Genomic DNA, 17,475 nt, shown 5'->3' with positions numbered 1-17,475 from the left:
ATTTTTTGTTTGCCTTATCTACTGCTGTTACATATTTGGTTTCTTTATATAGTTTTATGATATATCCGACAAATATATTATTGTTATACTTGAAAATGGGAATGTGTGTTTTTTTGATGATTGTTTCCTGGAAATTAATAAAGAAAGAATATAATGATATAGGTGTAGTTGGGATCCTGTCAGGTTTACTTATACTACTTTTAACATACTTTTACTAATAGTGGACATTTTATATAAAAAATGTTATTATAAATACGTTGAAATATTAATTTACGGAGGAAAAATAATGACAGAAATGAATTTTTTAGCAAAAATTGGAGATAAAGTTATTACAGCTGAAGATTTAGAATCAGCAATAAATAGTTTAGAACCACTTCAAAAGCAACAGTTTGATAATGAAGAAGGTAGAAAAAGAATATTAGCTGATATGATAAATCAAGAATTGTTTTATCTAGATGCTATAGAAAACAAGTTTGACCAGGAAGAAAATTTCATAAAGGAAATGGAATTAATAAAAGCCAATATGTTAAAACAGTATGCAGTTAATAAAGTACTTGCCGAAATAAAAATAGAAGATGATGAAAAGATAAAATTCTTTGAAGAAAACAGAGAACAGTTTGTAAATCCTGAAACAGCTTCTGCTAAACATATACTTGTAGATAATGAAGATTTAGCAAAGGAAATAGAAGAAAAGATTAATAAGAAAGAAATATCTTTTGAGGATGCGGCTGTTGAATATTCAAATTGTCCATCTAATATGAATGGAGGAGATTTGGGTAATTTTGGCAGAGGACAGATGGTTCCTGAATTTGAAGAAGCAGTATTTTCACTTCCGGTTGGAAAAGTTTCTTCTCCAGTAAAAACTCAATTTGGATATCATCTTATTTTAGTGACTAATCGTACTGAAGAATCTCAGTGCGAATATGAAGATGTAAAATCAGAAGTCGAAAATTCTTTGATTTTTAAGAAACAAAATGAGGCTTTTATAGCTAAGTTAGAAGTTTTAACTGATAAGTATAAAGATATATTAGTTATAAATAAAAAGGATGAATAATTATTGTGATTAAAAGGAATTCTATTAGAATTCCTTTTTCAATTTATGGGAAAAATTGTGTTTAAGTGTTATAATAATATAGAGTGAAATTATCAATGATATTCTAAATAAATATATAAATAAAATTAGGTATTTTGTGATTTTAAAAATAATAAAATAGAAAGGGTGAAATTATGGGAAGAATTTTATCTTACTTCAAAAAACACATATTTTCAATAATTATGCTGATAGTTATTTTAGGTATTCAAGTAAGATTTGAATTACTTTTACCTCAGTATACATCTGATATAGTAAATATAGGTATACAGCAAGAGGGATTTGAAAGTTCAGTTCCAAAGGTTGTTGATGAGTCAACATATGCTATTTTTTTATCGTTGGCGGATAAAAACGATAAAGTTAAGATTGCAAAATCATATGAGTACTGGGTACCAAATTCAAATAGTGGGAAAAATAAAAAAATAAAGGAACAAAATAAGAATATAAAAATTTTACCTGAAAAAATGTACTCTAAAAATTTTTATGTCTTAAAAGGTGATATTAAGGAGAAAGACATTGAATCAAATGCAAATAATGCTTTTACGAATTATGCCAGATATATCGCAAGTCAAAATAATGATAAAAAAATTAAATCTTTGGATGGGTTGGTAAATGAGAAGAAAATTCCAGAGTATATGAAAAAACAAATTGGAATAAAGATGGTTAAAAGCTTATATAATAGCTATGGGATTAATGTAAAAGGTAGCCAAAAAAAGTATTTATGGAAAACCGGAACTATTATGATAATTATAGCTATTTTAAGCGGACTAGCATCGATACTAGTGAGTTTTATATCTGCTAAAGTTTCCGCAAAAGTATCTAAAGATGTAAGAAGAGATTCATTTGAAAAAGTTATGAGTTTTTCAAATTTAGAAATGGATAAATTTTCTATTGCATCGCTTATAACAAGATGTACAAATGATATTCAACAAATACAACAGTCATCAGTGATGGTATTAAGGTTTATATTTTATGGTCCGATAATGGCTGTAGGAGCATTTGTAAATGTATACAGGCTGAATATATCTATGTTATGGATAATTGCACTATCAATATTTGTTACTCTTGTTTCTATATTTTTGATTATGAGAAAGGCAATACCGAAATTCAAGATTACACAGGTGATAATAGATAAATTGAATCTAGTAACTAGGGAATTTATTTCCGGGATAGAGGTTAATAGAGTCTTCAGGACTAATAAATACGAAGAAGAGCGTTTTGATACAGTGAATAAAGAACTTACCACAACGAATTTATATACAACGAGAATTATGTCATTGATGCAACCTTTTATGATGTTTGTAATGAATGCCACTACTTTACTTATTATTTGGGTAGGAGCTAAAAATATTGAAGCAGGTGTAATTCAAGTAGGAGATATGATGGCATTTATTCAGTATACAATTCAAATTATAATGGCATTTTTATTTATATCAATGATTTCCGTGATACTTCCAAGAGCTATGATAAGTGCTAATAGAATAGGTGAAGTTTTAGAGTGTGAAATTTCTATAAAGGACAATGGTAAAATAAGTAGTTTTGATAGAGAAGGCAGTCTTGAATTTAAAAATGTATCATTTAGATATGATGGTGCAATGGAAAATGTGCTAAATGATATTAGTTTTTCGACAAAAAAAGGAAAGGTGACAGCAATTATAGGTTCTACAGGTGCTGGGAAAAGTACAATAGTAAATTTAATACCTAGATTTTTGGATGTATCCAGTGGAGAGATAAGTCTTAATGGTATAAATATAAAAGATATACCTATGAAGATACTTAGGGAAAAAGTATCTATTGTTCCTCAAAAATCGGTGTTATTTTCTGGAAATATCGCATCTAATATTGAATATGCAAGAGATATAAGAGATAACAAAAGAATGTCAATAGCTTCTGAAATATCTCAATCACAAGAGTTCATAAAGAAAAAGGACAACGGATATGCAAGTGTAGTTTCTCAAGGCGGAGCAAATTTATCAGGCGGTCAAAAACAAAGAATTTCTATAGCGAGAGCAATAGCAAGAGATTCTGAAATAATAGTTTTTGATGATAGTTTTTCAGCTTTAGATGCTAAAACAGATAGAAAACTTAGAAGTGAAATTAAAAAGAATTTATACGATAAAGCACTGATTATAGTTGCCCAGAGAATTAATACTATAATGGATGCTGATGAAATAATAGTCCTTGAAAATGGATATATTGTAGGAAAAGGTACTCATGATGAACTGATTAAATCATGTCAGATTTATTATGAAATAGCCAAATCACAGTTGACAGAGGAGGAATTGAAAAATGAAAGCAAAAAATAATAACAAGTCTTCCAATGCAGATTTTATAAAAAGTACAAAGAGACTACTTGGATATATGAAAAATGATTATATTAAATTGATTATAGTTGCAGTATTTTCAATATTGTCAACAGTTTTTATGATTGTTGGACCCAAAATAATGGGTAATGCAACGACTGAGATATTTAATGGAGTAATGAGAAAAATATCAAATCCAAGTATGGGGATAAATTTTTCTAAGGTTTTAAAAATAGTGATATTTTTGGTCGTTCTTTATACTGTTAGTTCAGTTTTTTCATATTTACAAGCATATATAATGAGTGGAATAGCTCAAAGGGTATCTTACAACTTAAGAAAGGAAATTTCTGAAAAACTAAATAGATTGCCAATTTCTTATTTTGATAAAAATGAAAAAGGCGACATTATCTCCAGAGTTACAAATGATGTAGATACTCTAAGTCAATCTCTGAATCAGAGTTTAATGATGGCAGTTACTTCAGTAATAACTGTTGTAGGTATTTTTATTATGATGCTGACTATTAATTTTATGATAACTATAGTAGCTGTACTATTAGTGCCTATAACTATGTTTTGCTTGATGATGATAATTAGAAAATCACAACATTTTTTTAAATTGCAACAGAAATATCTAGGTAAGTTAAATGGAAAGATAGAAGAAACTTATTCAGGACAAAATATAGTAAGAGCTCACAATGCCGAAAGATTTGAACAATTAAATTTTAATAAAATAAATAATAGGTTATATGAAACCAGCTGGAAATCTCAATTTTTATCAAGTATTATGATGCCCATGATGATGTTGATAAGCAATGTAGGATATGTCGTTGTAGCTATTTTAGGAGGATATTTAACAATAGCCGGAAAAATAGCAGTTGGTGATATACAGGCGTTTATTCAGTATATGAGAACTTTTACCCAACCATTAAATCAAATTGCACAGATCATGAATCTGCTTCAATCTACAATAGCTGCAGCGGATAGAATATTTGATTTTCTTGATGAAGAGGAAATTGATTTTAGTGCAAAAGAAGTTATTCCGGATGATAAGGTAGAAGGTGCAATAGAATTTGAACATGTTAAGTTTGGATATGATGAAAATATAGTTATTAAGGATTTTAATTTAAAGGTTAGTCCCGGACAGAAAATAGCTATTGTAGGACCTACAGGAGCCGGAAAAACGACAATAGTGAAGTTATTAATGAGATTTTATGAATTAAATCACGGCAGAATTCTATTGGATGGAAGAGATATATCTACACTTGAACTGGATGAATACAGAAAAAACTTTGCAATGGTGCTTCAAGATACCTGGTTATTTAATGGTACAATAATGGATAATTTAAAATATGGGAAATTAGATGCAACTGATGAAGAAGTTTTCTCGGCGGCAAGGGCTGCTTATGCAGATAGGTTTATTCTTACTCAAAAATATGGATATGAAACAATATTGAGCGAAGATACAAAGAACATATCTCAAGGACAAAAACAACTTTTAACAATAGCAAGGGCAATTTTATCCAATCCCAAAATACTTATTCTAGATGAGGCAACAAGTTCTGTTGATACTAGAACAGAAGAGATGATTCAAAATGCAATGGACAATTTAATTAAAGATAGAACGAGTTTTATTATAGCACATAGATTGTCCACTATTAAAAATGCAGATTTAATACTTGTATTAAATGAGGGTGACATAGTTGAACAGGGTACACACGATGAACTGATGAAAAATAATGGATTTTATAAAAATCTATATGACTCACAGTATGAAGAACTGGAGGAGATCAATTGATGAAAATAGATTGGAATAGAAAATATACAACGATAGCTGTATATGCAGTTATAGTCATTTGCTTAGGAGTATCCTTTTATTTAAGTGTTACTAAATTTGCAAAATTGAGTGAACTAACTAATACATTTTTGTCCATCATAAAGCCTTTTATATTAGGATTTGCCTTGGCATACTTGTTAAATTTTGTTATGGATTTCTATGAAAGAAAAATTTTTAAAAATAATCACAACCTTAAGCAGAAACCAAAAAGATTTTTATCTATACTTTTGACATACATATCATTGTCTGTTGTGATTCTTTTATTTTTAAAATTTGTATTACCACAAGTTGCAGATAGTATATCTATATTAGTAAAAGATTTTCCTAATCTAGTGAATCAACTGTATTCGCATACAGATTCTTTTATTAATGAAATTGATCTTACTGATGCAAGTAGAGCTGCAGTAAATCAGCAAATAAATATAATTGGTAAAAAGGCAATAAATTTTGCTACAAATTTTGTTCCATATTTTGCAAATTTCTTTATTAATATAGTAATGAGTATATGGAATATGGTACTTGGACTAATAATATCAATATATATACTTGCTGATAAAGAAGGGTTTTATGCATTGTGTAAAAAGTTTATATCAGCTGTATTTACTGATGAGAAAACAGAAAGAATTTTATATATAACAAGATTATCAAATGAAATATTAGGTAAGTTTATTGTTGGAAAGATTGTTGATTCTGTAATAATAGCCTTTATTACATTCATAATTCTTTCAATAACAAATATGCCTTATAAAATTTTATTGACATTTATTATAGGTATTACAAATATCATACCATTTTTCGGTCCGTTTATCGGAGCCATACCATCTATATTGATTGTATTATTAGTGGATCCTATTAAGGCGTTATGGCTGGCTGTAATTATATTTTTTATACAGCAGTTGGATGGGAATATCATAGGTCCAAAAATATTAGGAGGTTCCATAGGTATATCATCATTTTGGATATTGTTTTCTCTTTTATTGGCAGGCAAGTTTTTCGGAATAATAGGAATGATTTTTGGTGTTCCGATATTTGCTATAATCCACACTATAGTCGGTGAAAGTATTAATGCTAAACTAATTAAAAAGGGTTTGCCAACCGATAAAAATGAGTATATAAATAAATAATTAATAGTGAGTTGACTTGAAAGTCTATATATTTGTGATAGTGAATATGGAAATATTTTTATATGTATATTATGTATATTATGTGTTTAAGGTATAGAGGTTTTTTATTACTATGTATTTTATTTCTTTAAACTTTTGGGTCAACACTATATTATTTAAAGAAGGAGATGAAAATATGAAAAAAATAGCGACGTTAGCCGGGGGATGTTTTTGGTGTATGATAAAACCATATACTGCTTATGACGGAGTGGAAAAAGTTGTAGTTGGATATTGTGGCGGAGATAAAGAAAATCCAACTTATGAAGAAGTAGTCAGAGGAAATACGGGACATTATGAGTCTTTTCAAGTTTATTTTGATGATGAAAAGATAACCTATAGGGATATATTAAATATTTTCTGGAAAAATATAGATCCTTTTGATGATGGTGGTCAGTTTGTGGATAGAGGTAATCAGTATAGAACTGCTATTTTTTATTCGGATGACGAACAGAAAATTGAAGCAGAAAACTCCAAGAAAGATTTGGAAGAAAAATATGGTAAAAAAGTGTGCACTGAGATTATAAAGTTAGAGAATTTTTATGAGGCTGAAGATAAACATCAGAATTATCATATTAAAAATGAAGGTCATTATAATATGTATTACAAGCGTTCCGGTAGATATAATTTTGTAAAAAGTTATTGGGATAGAAATAATATTGATAGAGAAAAATTGAAAAGCAGATTAACAGATATACAATTTGAAGTCACTCAAAATGATATGACCGAAGTTCCTTTTGAAAATGAGTACAATACTAATTTTGAGAAAGGAATTTATGTGGATATAGTAGATGGAAAGCCGTTATTTAGTTCTACAGATAAATTTGAGTCAGGATGTGGTTGGCCGGCTTTTTCAAGACCTATAATAGATACTAATGTAATGGAAAGAGTGGATTATTCCCTTGGAATGCAGAGAGTAGAAGTTAGAAGCCTTAATGCAAATTCACATTTGGGGCATGTATTTGAGGATGGTCCGGAAGAATTAGGCGGTATGAGATATTGTATTAATTCCGCATCAGTAAGATTTGTACCATTTGATGAAATGGACAAAGAAGGCTATAGCGACTACAAAAAGTATGTTAAGTAAAATTTTTACAATAAACTGTCATATGAATAATTCATTTGGCAGTTTAATTATCATGAGGAATTTATATACAAATTATTGATAAAGATTTGTTTGATTTAGGGAACTTAGTTTGGAGATTTGACATGAGTGATAGAGTGGAAAAGTTATATTATACAGACAGGTATCGAAAAAGTATAGTAACAAAAATTAAGGATATAGTTGATTTTCAAGATAAATTTGGAATAGTATTTGAAGAAGATATTTTTTTCCCAGGAGGCGGTGGTCAGGTTGGAGATTCCGGATTTATAAAAATATTAGATGATAATTACTCGGATGAAAATTTAATTCTCGACAATGTAATTTCAAGAGCAGATGGAAACATACATTTTTTGAGAGAGAAACAGAATTTAAAAAATAAAGAGAATCAAAAAATAGAAAATTTTAAAAAAAGGGATATTGCTATTGAAGAAAAACTGAAGCCCGGAGTAAAAGTCGAGTTAGTTTTGGACTGGGATAAGAGGGAAGATAATATGCATCAGCATACCGCACAACATATATTGTCGGGATGTTTTTTTAAATTATTTTCTAGAAATACAAAGGGATTGCATATTGGTAAAGATTTTTCTCAACTTGATATTGAAGGGGATTTCAATGATGAAATGATAATGAAAGTTGAAAAATATGCCAATGATGTGATCAATCAATCTATTGAAATTGAAAACTATGAGATTGATAAAGAAAACAAGGAAATATATACTAGAAGACCTTTGCCTGATACGGATGATGAAATACGAGTATTAAAAATTGGAGAACTTGATATTAATGCTTGTTGTGGTGTACACGCTCTAAATACAAAAGATATTAAATTTATCAAAATAAAAAAATATCTAAAACATAAAGATGGAACCAGGATAGAGTATTTGGCAGGTAAAAGAGCTATTGATTACGTTTTAAACAGAGATAATATATTTGATAGGGTATTGAAGAAATTTAATTGTAGTGAGAATAATATAGAAAATGCAATTGATAATCTTGAAAATAAAAAAGATGAATTTCATGAAATGCAAAAATATTTGACTAAAAAGGTTATTTTATTTGAGTTTGATAAATTAGAAAAAGAATATTTAGGAACTAATAATGATGTTTTTTTAGTAAATAAAATATTTGATGGCGAAAAAAGTGATTTATTAGTTGAATTAGCGAAATATATTGCGGAAAATAATAAAGCTGTTGTATTATTTGCAAATAAATTAAAAGAACATAATGAAATTATCTTTATGGTCTCAAAAGAATTAGTAAAACAAATACCTAATTTAGGGATGGGGAAATTATTCAAGGAAAATGCAGATTTGATAGATGCCAAAGGTGGAGGATCCAACTTTGTTGCCAATGGCAGGGGTAATATAAATCAGAATTTAGATTTATTTATGAAAAAAAGTAAAGAAGCAGTAAGTGATTTGTTAAAGTCTTATTTGTAGCATTTAAATAATTTATTCAATTAATAAAAAAGATGTAGGAATCATATTAATAATAATTGATATACTAATATGTATTTTTTCTTCATGGTATGTATTTAATTTCAGACCAGTTGATATAGAACTAGTTAGATTTTCTGAAATTTTTAATGTTATATATTTTAGCAGAAGTAAATTGTTTATGATAGGATTATTTTTAATTCTCTTAGATAGTATTGAAAAAAAGAAATAAGATTTAAATATATAGCATCTAATAGCAGTAATCAAAAATGCGCTAATTTGTATATAGGTAACACTATATAAATGAAGCTATGTTAAATATATGTAGCCAAAGAGATTAACCATTTGTTATTTAAAAAGAGCCTATAGTGTACCAGACTGTAGGCTTTTTCTTTAGTTAAACGGAGTATTCTGGTGAGGATTATACAACCGAAAAAAAGTCCCTTAAATTATGAATGACTTAAGAGACTTTGTATAGGCTTTGAATGGGAGATAGGACTCCCCTTTTTACTTAATTTTTAACTTATATTTTTGGAACTTATGACTGGTTAAGTAATACAGGCTATTCAATAATATAAAAATTAAAATATTGATTACAATATATATCATTTTATTAGAAACAAAAATTATAAAAGAACAAAGAAGAAAACCAAGTATAAAGTTGTATAAAAAACTATAAATGGTAGCTTCTGCTATGTAAAAGGATCCACATTCACTGCATTCAAGAGTGTGCTTTGATTGCAATCTGAGACAACCTTTTATTCTATCTTTAAAAGTAAATTTATATCCACATATTTTACAGTACTTCATAATATTTACTCTAGAGTATATTGTATATAATAAGTTCCAAATCTTTTTCCATTAGGAGCTTTAATAGCCCAATCGATTTTATAGTGGTAATTTAGTAAATTTACATGATACCATTTTGTCCAATACAAATGCCCACCCACAAAGCTACTAGAGATGTATCCAAGAGTAGATGCACCTACAGATCCTAAAACAGCAGCTACTGTTGCTCCTTTACCAAATGCACCAGCTATTATGCCAGCAACAACTGCTGCAGCAAGACCCTTCTTCCATGAAATATAGGTACTGGAATTAGATATGTGCTTCCAATACGATCCAGCTCTTAATATTTGAGTAGGGATATCTAAATCATCCTTTATTTCAGCAACCTTTTGACCATTCAAATAAAAAATGCCGGTTTCTTTATCATGAATTAAAGTATCTGATTGCCCAGTTTGTGTGTCTGTTATGTATGTTATATTATCATTACTTGCGCTATTATAACTATATTTATAGCTATATTCTTTATCTTGAATTAAAACATTTTCTTGAACATTGTTAATATATATATCTTGTTCAATGTCTACACTTGATTTAGCAAAGCTTGGAGCTGTAAATGTAAAAATCATTAACGCTGACAAAACGACTAAAACTGGTTTCTTAATTTTAACTAACATAGTATTATCTCCTAAAAATCATTTATCTGAATATTAACATATTTCTGAATAGTTGTCAATCATTTATGAGGAAATATTTTTGAATAATAAAAAAATATATATTATAGAATACGATAAAAATATTCAGTAGATATAGAGCATATTATAATCTGTAAATCACTAGCTATAGATACACTAAAACTAATATATTATTTTTTTAAAGTTGCATATCAAACAAACCATCTATTATCTTTGCTGATGAACCTACTGGTAACTTAGACAGTAAAACAACTTATGAAGTAATGGCTCTTCTAAAAAGAATTATAAAAAAGTATAATACAACACTTATAATGATTACTCATAACCTTGAAATTGCTGATGAAGCTGATAGAATAATTACTGTATCTGATGGTAAAATTAAGAGTGGACAGGAGTAAAAATAAACGACTATTTAGAGAGTATGCAAAAAACTCTGTAAATTAAAAAGGCTCTCTGTCAAATAATGTTGGTGATGAGAGTATAGAATTTTTTCTGTAAATTTGCCTTCTATGGTAATTTTGTCAATTTAGACAACTTAAATTTATATAATAAATGACTGCAGGGTTGGCTTTACAAAAAGCCTGCTCTGTTTTCATACTATGTTAGATAAATATATGCTTTTTAAATCACTTGCAAATTCCTTCTTGTCCTTATAGGATACATATTTCAATGTATTTCTAACTTGATGTACTATACATCTTTGGTATTCTGTATTAGGAAAGGCTGCATTAATCGATTCTTTTATACCTGATAAGCCATCTGCACAAAGGATTATTATGTCCTTAAGACCCCTGTTTTTTAATTCATTGAGGATTGAAAGCCAGTATTTTGATGATTCTGCATCTCCTATATACATTCCTAGAACTTCCTTTACGCCGTCTTTATTTATGCCTAAAACTATATATGCAGCTCTCTTTTTTACTATACCGGAATCTTTTACCGAGAAGTGAACAGCATCGATGTATATCACCGGATATATAGGATCCAAAGGCCTGTTTTTCCATTCCTCTATCTTTGGTATTACCTTATCGGTAATATCTGATATTAGAGATTTTGATAGCTCAAATCCGTATATATCTTCTATTTCCTCTATTATGGTTTTATTACTCATTCCTGATGCATAAAGGTTTATTATCTTCTGCTCAATTTCTGATATATCCTTTTGTCTCTTTTTTACTATCTGAGGCTCAAACTCTGAGTCTCTATCCTGAGGGACGTTAATTTCAAGTTCTCCCATTGAACTTCTGACTTTCTTAGTCTTATATCCGTTCCTATAGTTGTTTGATTCATCATCTCGAGTATATTTTTCATAGCCAAGATGTTCATTCATTTCTGCTTCCAGCATGTCTTGCAGAGTTTCTCCCAGTAAGTCTTTTAGTGCTTCCTGAATATCTTTTGCAGTTTTGATATCATAAGTCTTAATTAATTCACTTACAATATTTTTCTTTGCCGGATTCATTGGTTCTTTTTTTCTTCTTCCCATTTTAAAAGTCCTCCTATGATAATTATATTTTACCATAGAAGGACTTATTTTAATTTACAGAGTTTTTTGCATACTCTCAAATTTTGTATAGCTTTTTAATTTCAATTCATTATTTTTTGTTTAGTATTCAACTAAATTTCCAAACTTGTATTATTAACTATTCTAAATTTCTATTATTATTTACGTTAAAAATTTTATCACTATTTTAGAAGTTCATACCCGTTTACAACAATTGAACTGATTTTTTCGGATTCAATCTTTGCATCAAAGTATATTCTGTCGGAGTCATCAGGATAGATAAAATATCCATTAGCATATATGTATTTATCGTTTTTGTGAATTGAAGTTGTAACAACATCTAACTCTCCATTAGAATTTACATATTTTTTTATGCTGGTATCAATTAGTGCCTCATATTTTGTAGTTTCATTGTCGGTAAGTTTAGATGTTTGATATATAAACTTATCCGGTATTGAATTTTTATTCACAATTCCAAAATTATTAGTGAGCTTAGAGGCCACCAGAATTATAAAGAGTATTAAAATTATTAAGTAAACGGCTTTTACCCAAAGAGGATGTAATCCAGAAAAATTTTGAAATTTACTCTTTTTATTTTTAGTTTGCTGATTTATTTGTTCTCTCATCTTATTAATGTCATATTGAATAACACGATTGTCATTGATGATTCCCTTTTGAGGATTTTGTTCAGATTGCTTGTTACTTATAGCTTTTTTTCTTTCGGCAAAATTAATAGTTTTTCCACCTGTTTTTTTCTTGTTATTATCACTCATAAAAAATCCTCCTTTCATGTAAAATCAATATCTTTGACAATACAATTATATAAAATTTATTCATTTAAGTCAATATCGTTTATATTTACATAGAAAGATTTTTGCATTTATGTTAAAATTAATGTAGAAGGTTTGGACTCTTATGAATAGGAGGGAAAAAAGTGATATTTATAGGAAATAGATATGAGATAACAGATAGACCCGTTTATATAGAAGAAAATAAATTATATAATGCATATGATTCAGAAAAAAACATCAATGTAAAAATAAAGATAATAGAAAATAATAGATATATTAGTTTGGATTTCATTCCTAATCTTATTGATGAGAGCTTATTGATTAATGATTTGAAATGTCCGTATATTTTGGGAATAGTTGATGTAGGTGTTCATAGAACAGTTGATAATTTGCTATATTATATAGTATATGAGAATTTTAATGGTGTGTCTCTTGCAACTTTAAATAAAGGGGCTTATTTGCATTTAGATGCTCTAATAAGAATTGCTACACAGACCGTTAAAGCATTGCAGGTATATAACTCTCTTGGGAAAAATCATGGTTCTCTGAAACCGGATGATATACTGGTTGATGACAAATATAACATAAAAATAGTAGATTTTGGCATAACTGAAGCTAATAGGGGTACAAATATTAGATGTTCAGGAAACCTTAAGTACTTATCACCATCTCAATTATCAATAGATTTCACTGATATAAAAACGGATTTGTATTGTTTAGGGTTGATTTTATATGAAGCTACGTTTAAGAAATTTCCTTTTTATGAAGCACATACAGAAAAACAACTAATGAAAGCCATTGATAAAGGGGTAATTTGGTCAAAAATAAACTTAAATGATCAGAATAGGGAATTTATTGAAATAATTAAAAAATTACTTGAGCGAAATGATAATTTATGCTATAAAAATTACAATGAAATAATAATGAGTTTAAGTCATTTTATGTACAAAACTCAAAAAATAGATACTGAAGCTATCAATAGTGCAATAAAACCTGATTTAGAGTCTGTATTAGATAAGACAGGAAGAATTGATCCGGAAGATTTTTATAAAACTAATCAAATTTATTTGAAAGATATACATAAAGCACTTGAAGAACAAGAACGACAAAAGAGAATGGCGAATTTGAATACAGATAGTAAGAAAAAGAACTCGAAACCTAAGAGTAAAGATTTGAGTATTTATAAAAAAGCCATAGTCGTTTTGATAGTTGCAATGATTGTTTTTGGTATGATTTATTCGATTTTAATCTAATACTATCAAAAGTATTGACATGAATATCTAATAATGATAAAATAATAAAGGTTATTTTAAAAACTAATAATATTAAACACAGCAACGGGATTCTTAAAAGGTGCCATAGTGGTTTTTTAGGAAGTAGATCGTGCTGGATGTAAAAACCAAGGAGGAAAAATTAATGTCAGTAATTTCAATGAAACAGTTACTTGAAGCTGGTGTGCATTTCGGTCACCAGACAAGAAGATGGAACCCAAAGATGGCGAGATTTATATTTACAGAAAGAAATGGAATATATATCATCGACTTACAGAAAACAGTTAAGAAAATTGATGAAGCCTATAAGTTTATGCAGGAAATTGCAGAAACGGGTAAACCAATTCTTTTCGTTGGAACAAAAAAACAAGCTCAGGAAGCTATCAAGGATGAAGCTCAGAGATGTGGAATGTTCTTCGTAAATGAAAGATGGTTAGGTGGTATGCTTACTAACCACAAGACTATTAAGACTAGAATTCAGAAGTTGAGAGAACTAGAAGCTATGGAAGAAGATGGTACATTTGATGTACTTCCAAAGAAAGAAGTTATCAGATTGAGAGCTGAAAAAGATAAGCTTGAAAAATTCTTAGGTGGTATCAAAGATATGCCGGAATTGCCAGCTGCTTTATTCGTAGTTGATCCAAGAAAAGAAAATATAGCTATACAGGAAGCTCATAGATTAGGAATCCCAGTAATTGCTACAGTAGATACAAACTGTGATCCGGATGAAGTAGATTTCCCAATCCCAGCAAATGATGATGCTATAAGAGCTGTAAAATTAATAACTGCTGCAATGGCAAATGCTGTAATCGAAGCTAGACAAGGTGTTGATGATGTAGCTGTAGAAGAGTCTGAAGTTGAGGAAGTTGAAGAGGTAACTGAAGAAACTACAGAAGAAGTGTAATTAATACATTTAAGATGGAGAGCTTATGGTAAGGGCAATGCCCTTACCATTTTGTGAATAAAAAATTATTTTTTAATAGGAGGATTTTACAATGGCAATAACTGCTCAGATGGTAAAAGAATTAAGAGAAACAACAGGTGCAGGAATGATGGACTGCAAAAAAGCTCTTACAGAAGCTGAAGGCGATATGGATAGAGCAATTGACATATTAAGAGAAAAAGGTCTTTCTAAAGCGGCTAAAAAAGCTGATAGAATTGCTGCAGAAGGGCTTGTTACTATAAAATTAAATTCAGATAATACAGTAGCTGCAATAACAGAAGTTAACTCTGAAACTGATTTTGTTGCTAAAAACGAAGATTTCAAGACTTTTGTTAATGATGTAACTGAAATGGTATTAGAAAATGATTTTTCAGATGTATCTGAATTATTGGCTTCTAACCATAGAGAAGGCAAACCACTTCAGGATGTATTAAATGATAGAATTGCTACAATTGGAGAAAAACTTGATGTAAGAAGATTTGTGAAAGTCGTTTCAAATGGCGTAATAGCTGGATATATTCATGGTGGTGGAAAAATAGGTGTATTAGTAAATCTTGAAACTGAATCAAAGGATGAAAAAGTTCTTAAATTAGGTAAAGATATAGCTATGCAGGTTGCTGCGATGAATCCAAAATACGTATCTAGAGATGACGTTGATCAGGAATATATCGCTCATGAAAAAGAAGTATTAACTCAGCAGGCTCTGAATGAAGGAAAACCGGCTGAAATTGTTGAAAAGATGGTTGTAGGAAGACTAAATAAAGAACTAAAAGAAGTTTGTCTTTTAGATCAGGTTTTTGTAAAGGATTCTGAGTTGACTATTGCTAAATTAATAACTAATATTGCTAAGGAAGTTGGAAGCGATATTAAGGTATCTAGTGTTACTAGATATGAAGTTGGTGAAGGCATGGAAAAGAGAGAAGAAAACTTCGCTGATGAAGTTGCTAAGCAGCTTAAGTAATGAAAATTAAGAGGACACTATTTGTGTTCTCTTTTTTAAAACGCGATAAACTATTATATATAAGAAGTTGATTTAGATTTAATGTTTTCGTTTTTATAAGTATAGAAATATTTGTTTTTAGTGATTATGATTTTTGATATTTTATAAAAGAATTTTACAAAATAGATTAACTTCATAATAAAATTATAAAAGAGTAATAAAAGGAGATTTAAAATGGCTAAACCTATGTATAAAAGAGTTTTGTTAAAGATAAGTGGAGAGGCACTTTCTGGAGGAACAGGATTTGGTATAAATAACGATGTTCTTAAAGATATATCTTTGGGAATTAAGGAATTAATAGATGTAGGAGTTGAAGTAGCCGTTGTTGTAGGTGGTGGAAACTTTTGGAGAGGCAGAACCAATAAGGGAATGGATAGAACAACCGCCGACTATATAGGGATGTTGGCAACAGTTATGAATGCAATGGCATTACAGGATTCTCTTGAAAATATTGAGGTTCCTACACGTGTACAAACGGGTATAGAGATGAGGCAAGTTGCTGAACCCTATATAAGAAGAAGAGCAGTAAGACATTTAGAAAAAGGGAGAGTAGTCATATTTGGAGCCGGCACCGGAAATCCATATTTCTCAACAGATACTGCTGCAGCACTTAGAGCGGCTGAAATGGAAGCAGATGTTATACTGCTAGCAAAAAATGTAGATGCGGTATATGATAAAGATCCTAAAACTAATTCTAATGCTAGAAAATTTGAAAATCTTACATATATGGAAGTTATAAATAAAGAATTAAAAGTTATGGATTCAACTGCAACATCACTATGTATGGATAATAAAATTACTATAAAGGTGTTTGAATTATCTACAGAAAATATAATTAAAGTTGTTTATGGAGAAAATATTGGAACAACAGTGGAATAAATAGTATAATATAGGTAATAAAATATTTATGTTTACTTACAGGAGGTATTATTATGAAATTGGATATTCATGTTCAATTAGAAGAACAAATGGATAAAACTATTGATTCTTTAAAATTTGAATTTGGTACTATAAGAGCGGGCAGAGCAAATCAATCAATGCTTGATAAGGTAAGAGTTGATTATTATGGAACTCCAACTCCGGTAAATCAGATGGCGGCAATAGCAGTATCAGAAGGAAGAATACTTACTATTACTCCATGGGATAAAAGCTCAATTCATTCAATAGAAAAAGCTATCTCGGATTCTGATATAGGAATTGCACCTACTAATGATGGTTCTGTAATAAGAATTGTAGTACCTCAATTGACTGAAGAAAGAAGAAAAGAGTTGGCTAAAAAAGCATCAAAAGCATCTGAAACTTTTAAAGTAAGAATAAGAAATGAAAGAAGAGATGCAAATGATAAGATAAAAAAGATGGAAAAAGCTGGTGAATTAACTGAAGATGATGCTAAGAAAGCAACTGATGAAGTTCAAAAGATGACAGATAAGTACATTAAAATTATTGAAACTCTTACAGCAGAAAAAGAAAAAGATATTATGGCAGTATAAATTGGGAAGGGCATAGCCCTTCTTTTTTATTTGTTGTAAAAATCATATAGAAGATATATGATATAATATT

The 17,475-nt window shown here is 29.2% G+C and carries 13 protein-coding genes and 2 pseudogenes; 12 read left to right on the top strand and 3 right to left on the bottom strand.

From position 1 onward, the window contains the following. The first annotated feature begins 286 nt into the window (after positions 1-286). From HLB29_RS04055 to HLB29_RS04030, 6 genes are all read left to right on the top strand, one after another. Positions 287-1,054 (top strand): peptidylprolyl isomerase, encoded by a 768-nt coding sequence (locus tag HLB29_RS04055; RefSeq protein WP_185623877.1) that lies wholly within the window; start codon positions 287-289, stop codon positions 1,052-1,054. A gap of 173 nt (positions 1,055-1,227) precedes the next feature. After that, a complete protein-coding gene (locus tag HLB29_RS04050; RefSeq protein WP_185623876.1) occupies positions 1,228-3,396 on the top strand; it encodes an ABC transporter ATP-binding protein in 2,169 nt (722 codons plus the stop codon). Beyond that, a complete protein-coding gene (locus HLB29_RS04045) occupies positions 3,380-5,188 on the top strand; it encodes an ABC transporter ATP-binding protein (RefSeq protein ID WP_185623875.1) in 1,809 nt (602 codons plus the stop codon). The genes HLB29_RS04050 and HLB29_RS04045 overlap by 17 nt, the downstream gene beginning before the upstream one ends. Beyond that, positions 5,188-6,351, top strand: a complete 1,164-nt coding sequence (locus HLB29_RS04040; protein ID WP_185624126.1) for an AI-2E family transporter — start codon at positions 5,188-5,190, stop codon at positions 6,349-6,351. Before HLB29_RS04045 ends, HLB29_RS04040 begins: the two co-directional genes overlap by 1 nt. 175 nt (positions 6,352-6,526) lie before the next feature. Beyond that, on the top strand, positions 6,527-7,474 hold the full coding sequence (msrB, locus tag HLB29_RS04035; RefSeq protein ID WP_185623874.1) for a peptide-methionine (R)-S-oxide reductase MsrB: 948 nt from the start codon (positions 6,527-6,529) through the stop codon (positions 7,472-7,474). 122 nt (positions 7,475-7,596) lie between these two features. Further along, positions 7,597-8,931 (top strand): alanyl-tRNA editing protein, encoded by a 1,335-nt coding sequence (locus tag HLB29_RS04030; RefSeq protein WP_185623873.1) that lies wholly within the window; start codon positions 7,597-7,599, stop codon positions 8,929-8,931. An 812-nt stretch (positions 8,932-9,743) separates the two neighbouring features. Here HLB29_RS04030 and HLB29_RS04025 read toward each other — a convergent pair. Then, the gene (locus HLB29_RS04025; protein ID WP_185623872.1) at positions 9,744-10,391 is read right to left on the bottom strand and encodes a hypothetical protein; all 648 of its coding nucleotides are present in this window, start codon (positions 10,389-10,391) and stop codon (positions 9,744-9,746) included. Positions 10,392-10,597: 206 nt separating this feature from the next. Between HLB29_RS04025 and HLB29_RS09810 the strand changes: the two are divergent. After that, positions 10,598-10,807 (top strand): annotated as a pseudogene (locus HLB29_RS09810) (ABC transporter ATP-binding protein); the annotation flags it as partial. A 212-nt stretch (positions 10,808-11,019) separates the two neighbouring features. Here the strand turns inward: HLB29_RS09810 and HLB29_RS04015 are convergent. Then, a pseudogene (locus tag HLB29_RS04015) lies at positions 11,020-11,892 on the bottom strand (IS256 family transposase); the annotation flags it as partial. A 200-nt stretch (positions 11,893-12,092) separates the two neighbouring features. Continuing rightward, on the bottom strand, positions 12,093-12,683 hold the full coding sequence (locus tag HLB29_RS04010) for a hypothetical protein (protein WP_185623871.1): 591 nt from the start codon (positions 12,681-12,683) through the stop codon (positions 12,093-12,095). A 161-nt stretch (positions 12,684-12,844) separates the two neighbouring features. On the opposite strand from HLB29_RS04010, the gene HLB29_RS04005 reads away from it, so the two are divergent. The 5 genes from HLB29_RS04005 (at position 12,845) to frr (ending at position 17,405) form a co-directional block, all read left to right on the top strand. Then, positions 12,845-13,954, top strand: a complete 1,110-nt coding sequence (locus HLB29_RS04005; protein ID WP_185623870.1) for a protein kinase domain-containing protein — start codon at positions 12,845-12,847, stop codon at positions 13,952-13,954. A 163-nt stretch (positions 13,955-14,117) separates the two neighbouring features. After that, positions 14,118-14,876 carry a 30S ribosomal protein S2 gene (rpsB, locus tag HLB29_RS04000; protein WP_185623869.1) on the top strand — a complete coding sequence of 253 codons (759 nt, stop codon included), beginning with the start codon at positions 14,118-14,120 and terminating at the stop codon, positions 14,874-14,876. A gap of 91 nt (positions 14,877-14,967) precedes the next feature. Continuing rightward, positions 14,968-15,876 carry a translation elongation factor Ts gene (gene tsf, locus HLB29_RS03995; RefSeq protein ID WP_185623868.1) on the top strand — a complete coding sequence of 303 codons (909 nt, stop codon included), beginning with the start codon at positions 14,968-14,970 and terminating at the stop codon, positions 15,874-15,876. Positions 15,877-16,089: 213 nt separating this feature from the next. Then, entirely contained in the window at positions 16,090-16,794 is a 705-nt protein-coding gene (gene pyrH, locus HLB29_RS03990) for a UMP kinase (protein ID WP_185623867.1), read from the top strand. 53 nt (positions 16,795-16,847) lie between these two features. After that, the gene (frr, locus tag HLB29_RS03985) at positions 16,848-17,405 is read left to right on the top strand and encodes a ribosome recycling factor (RefSeq protein ID WP_185623866.1); all 558 of its coding nucleotides are present in this window, start codon (positions 16,848-16,850) and stop codon (positions 17,403-17,405) included. Positions 17,406-17,475: the final 70 nt, after the last annotated feature.

It is taken from the genome of Peptostreptococcus canis (assembly GCF_014229965.1).
GTDB lineage: Bacteria > Bacillota > Clostridia > Peptostreptococcales > Peptostreptococcaceae > Peptostreptococcus > Peptostreptococcus canis.
Note: the sequence above shows the minus strand (reverse complement) of the source record. Positions and strands in the feature narration are given on the sequence as shown.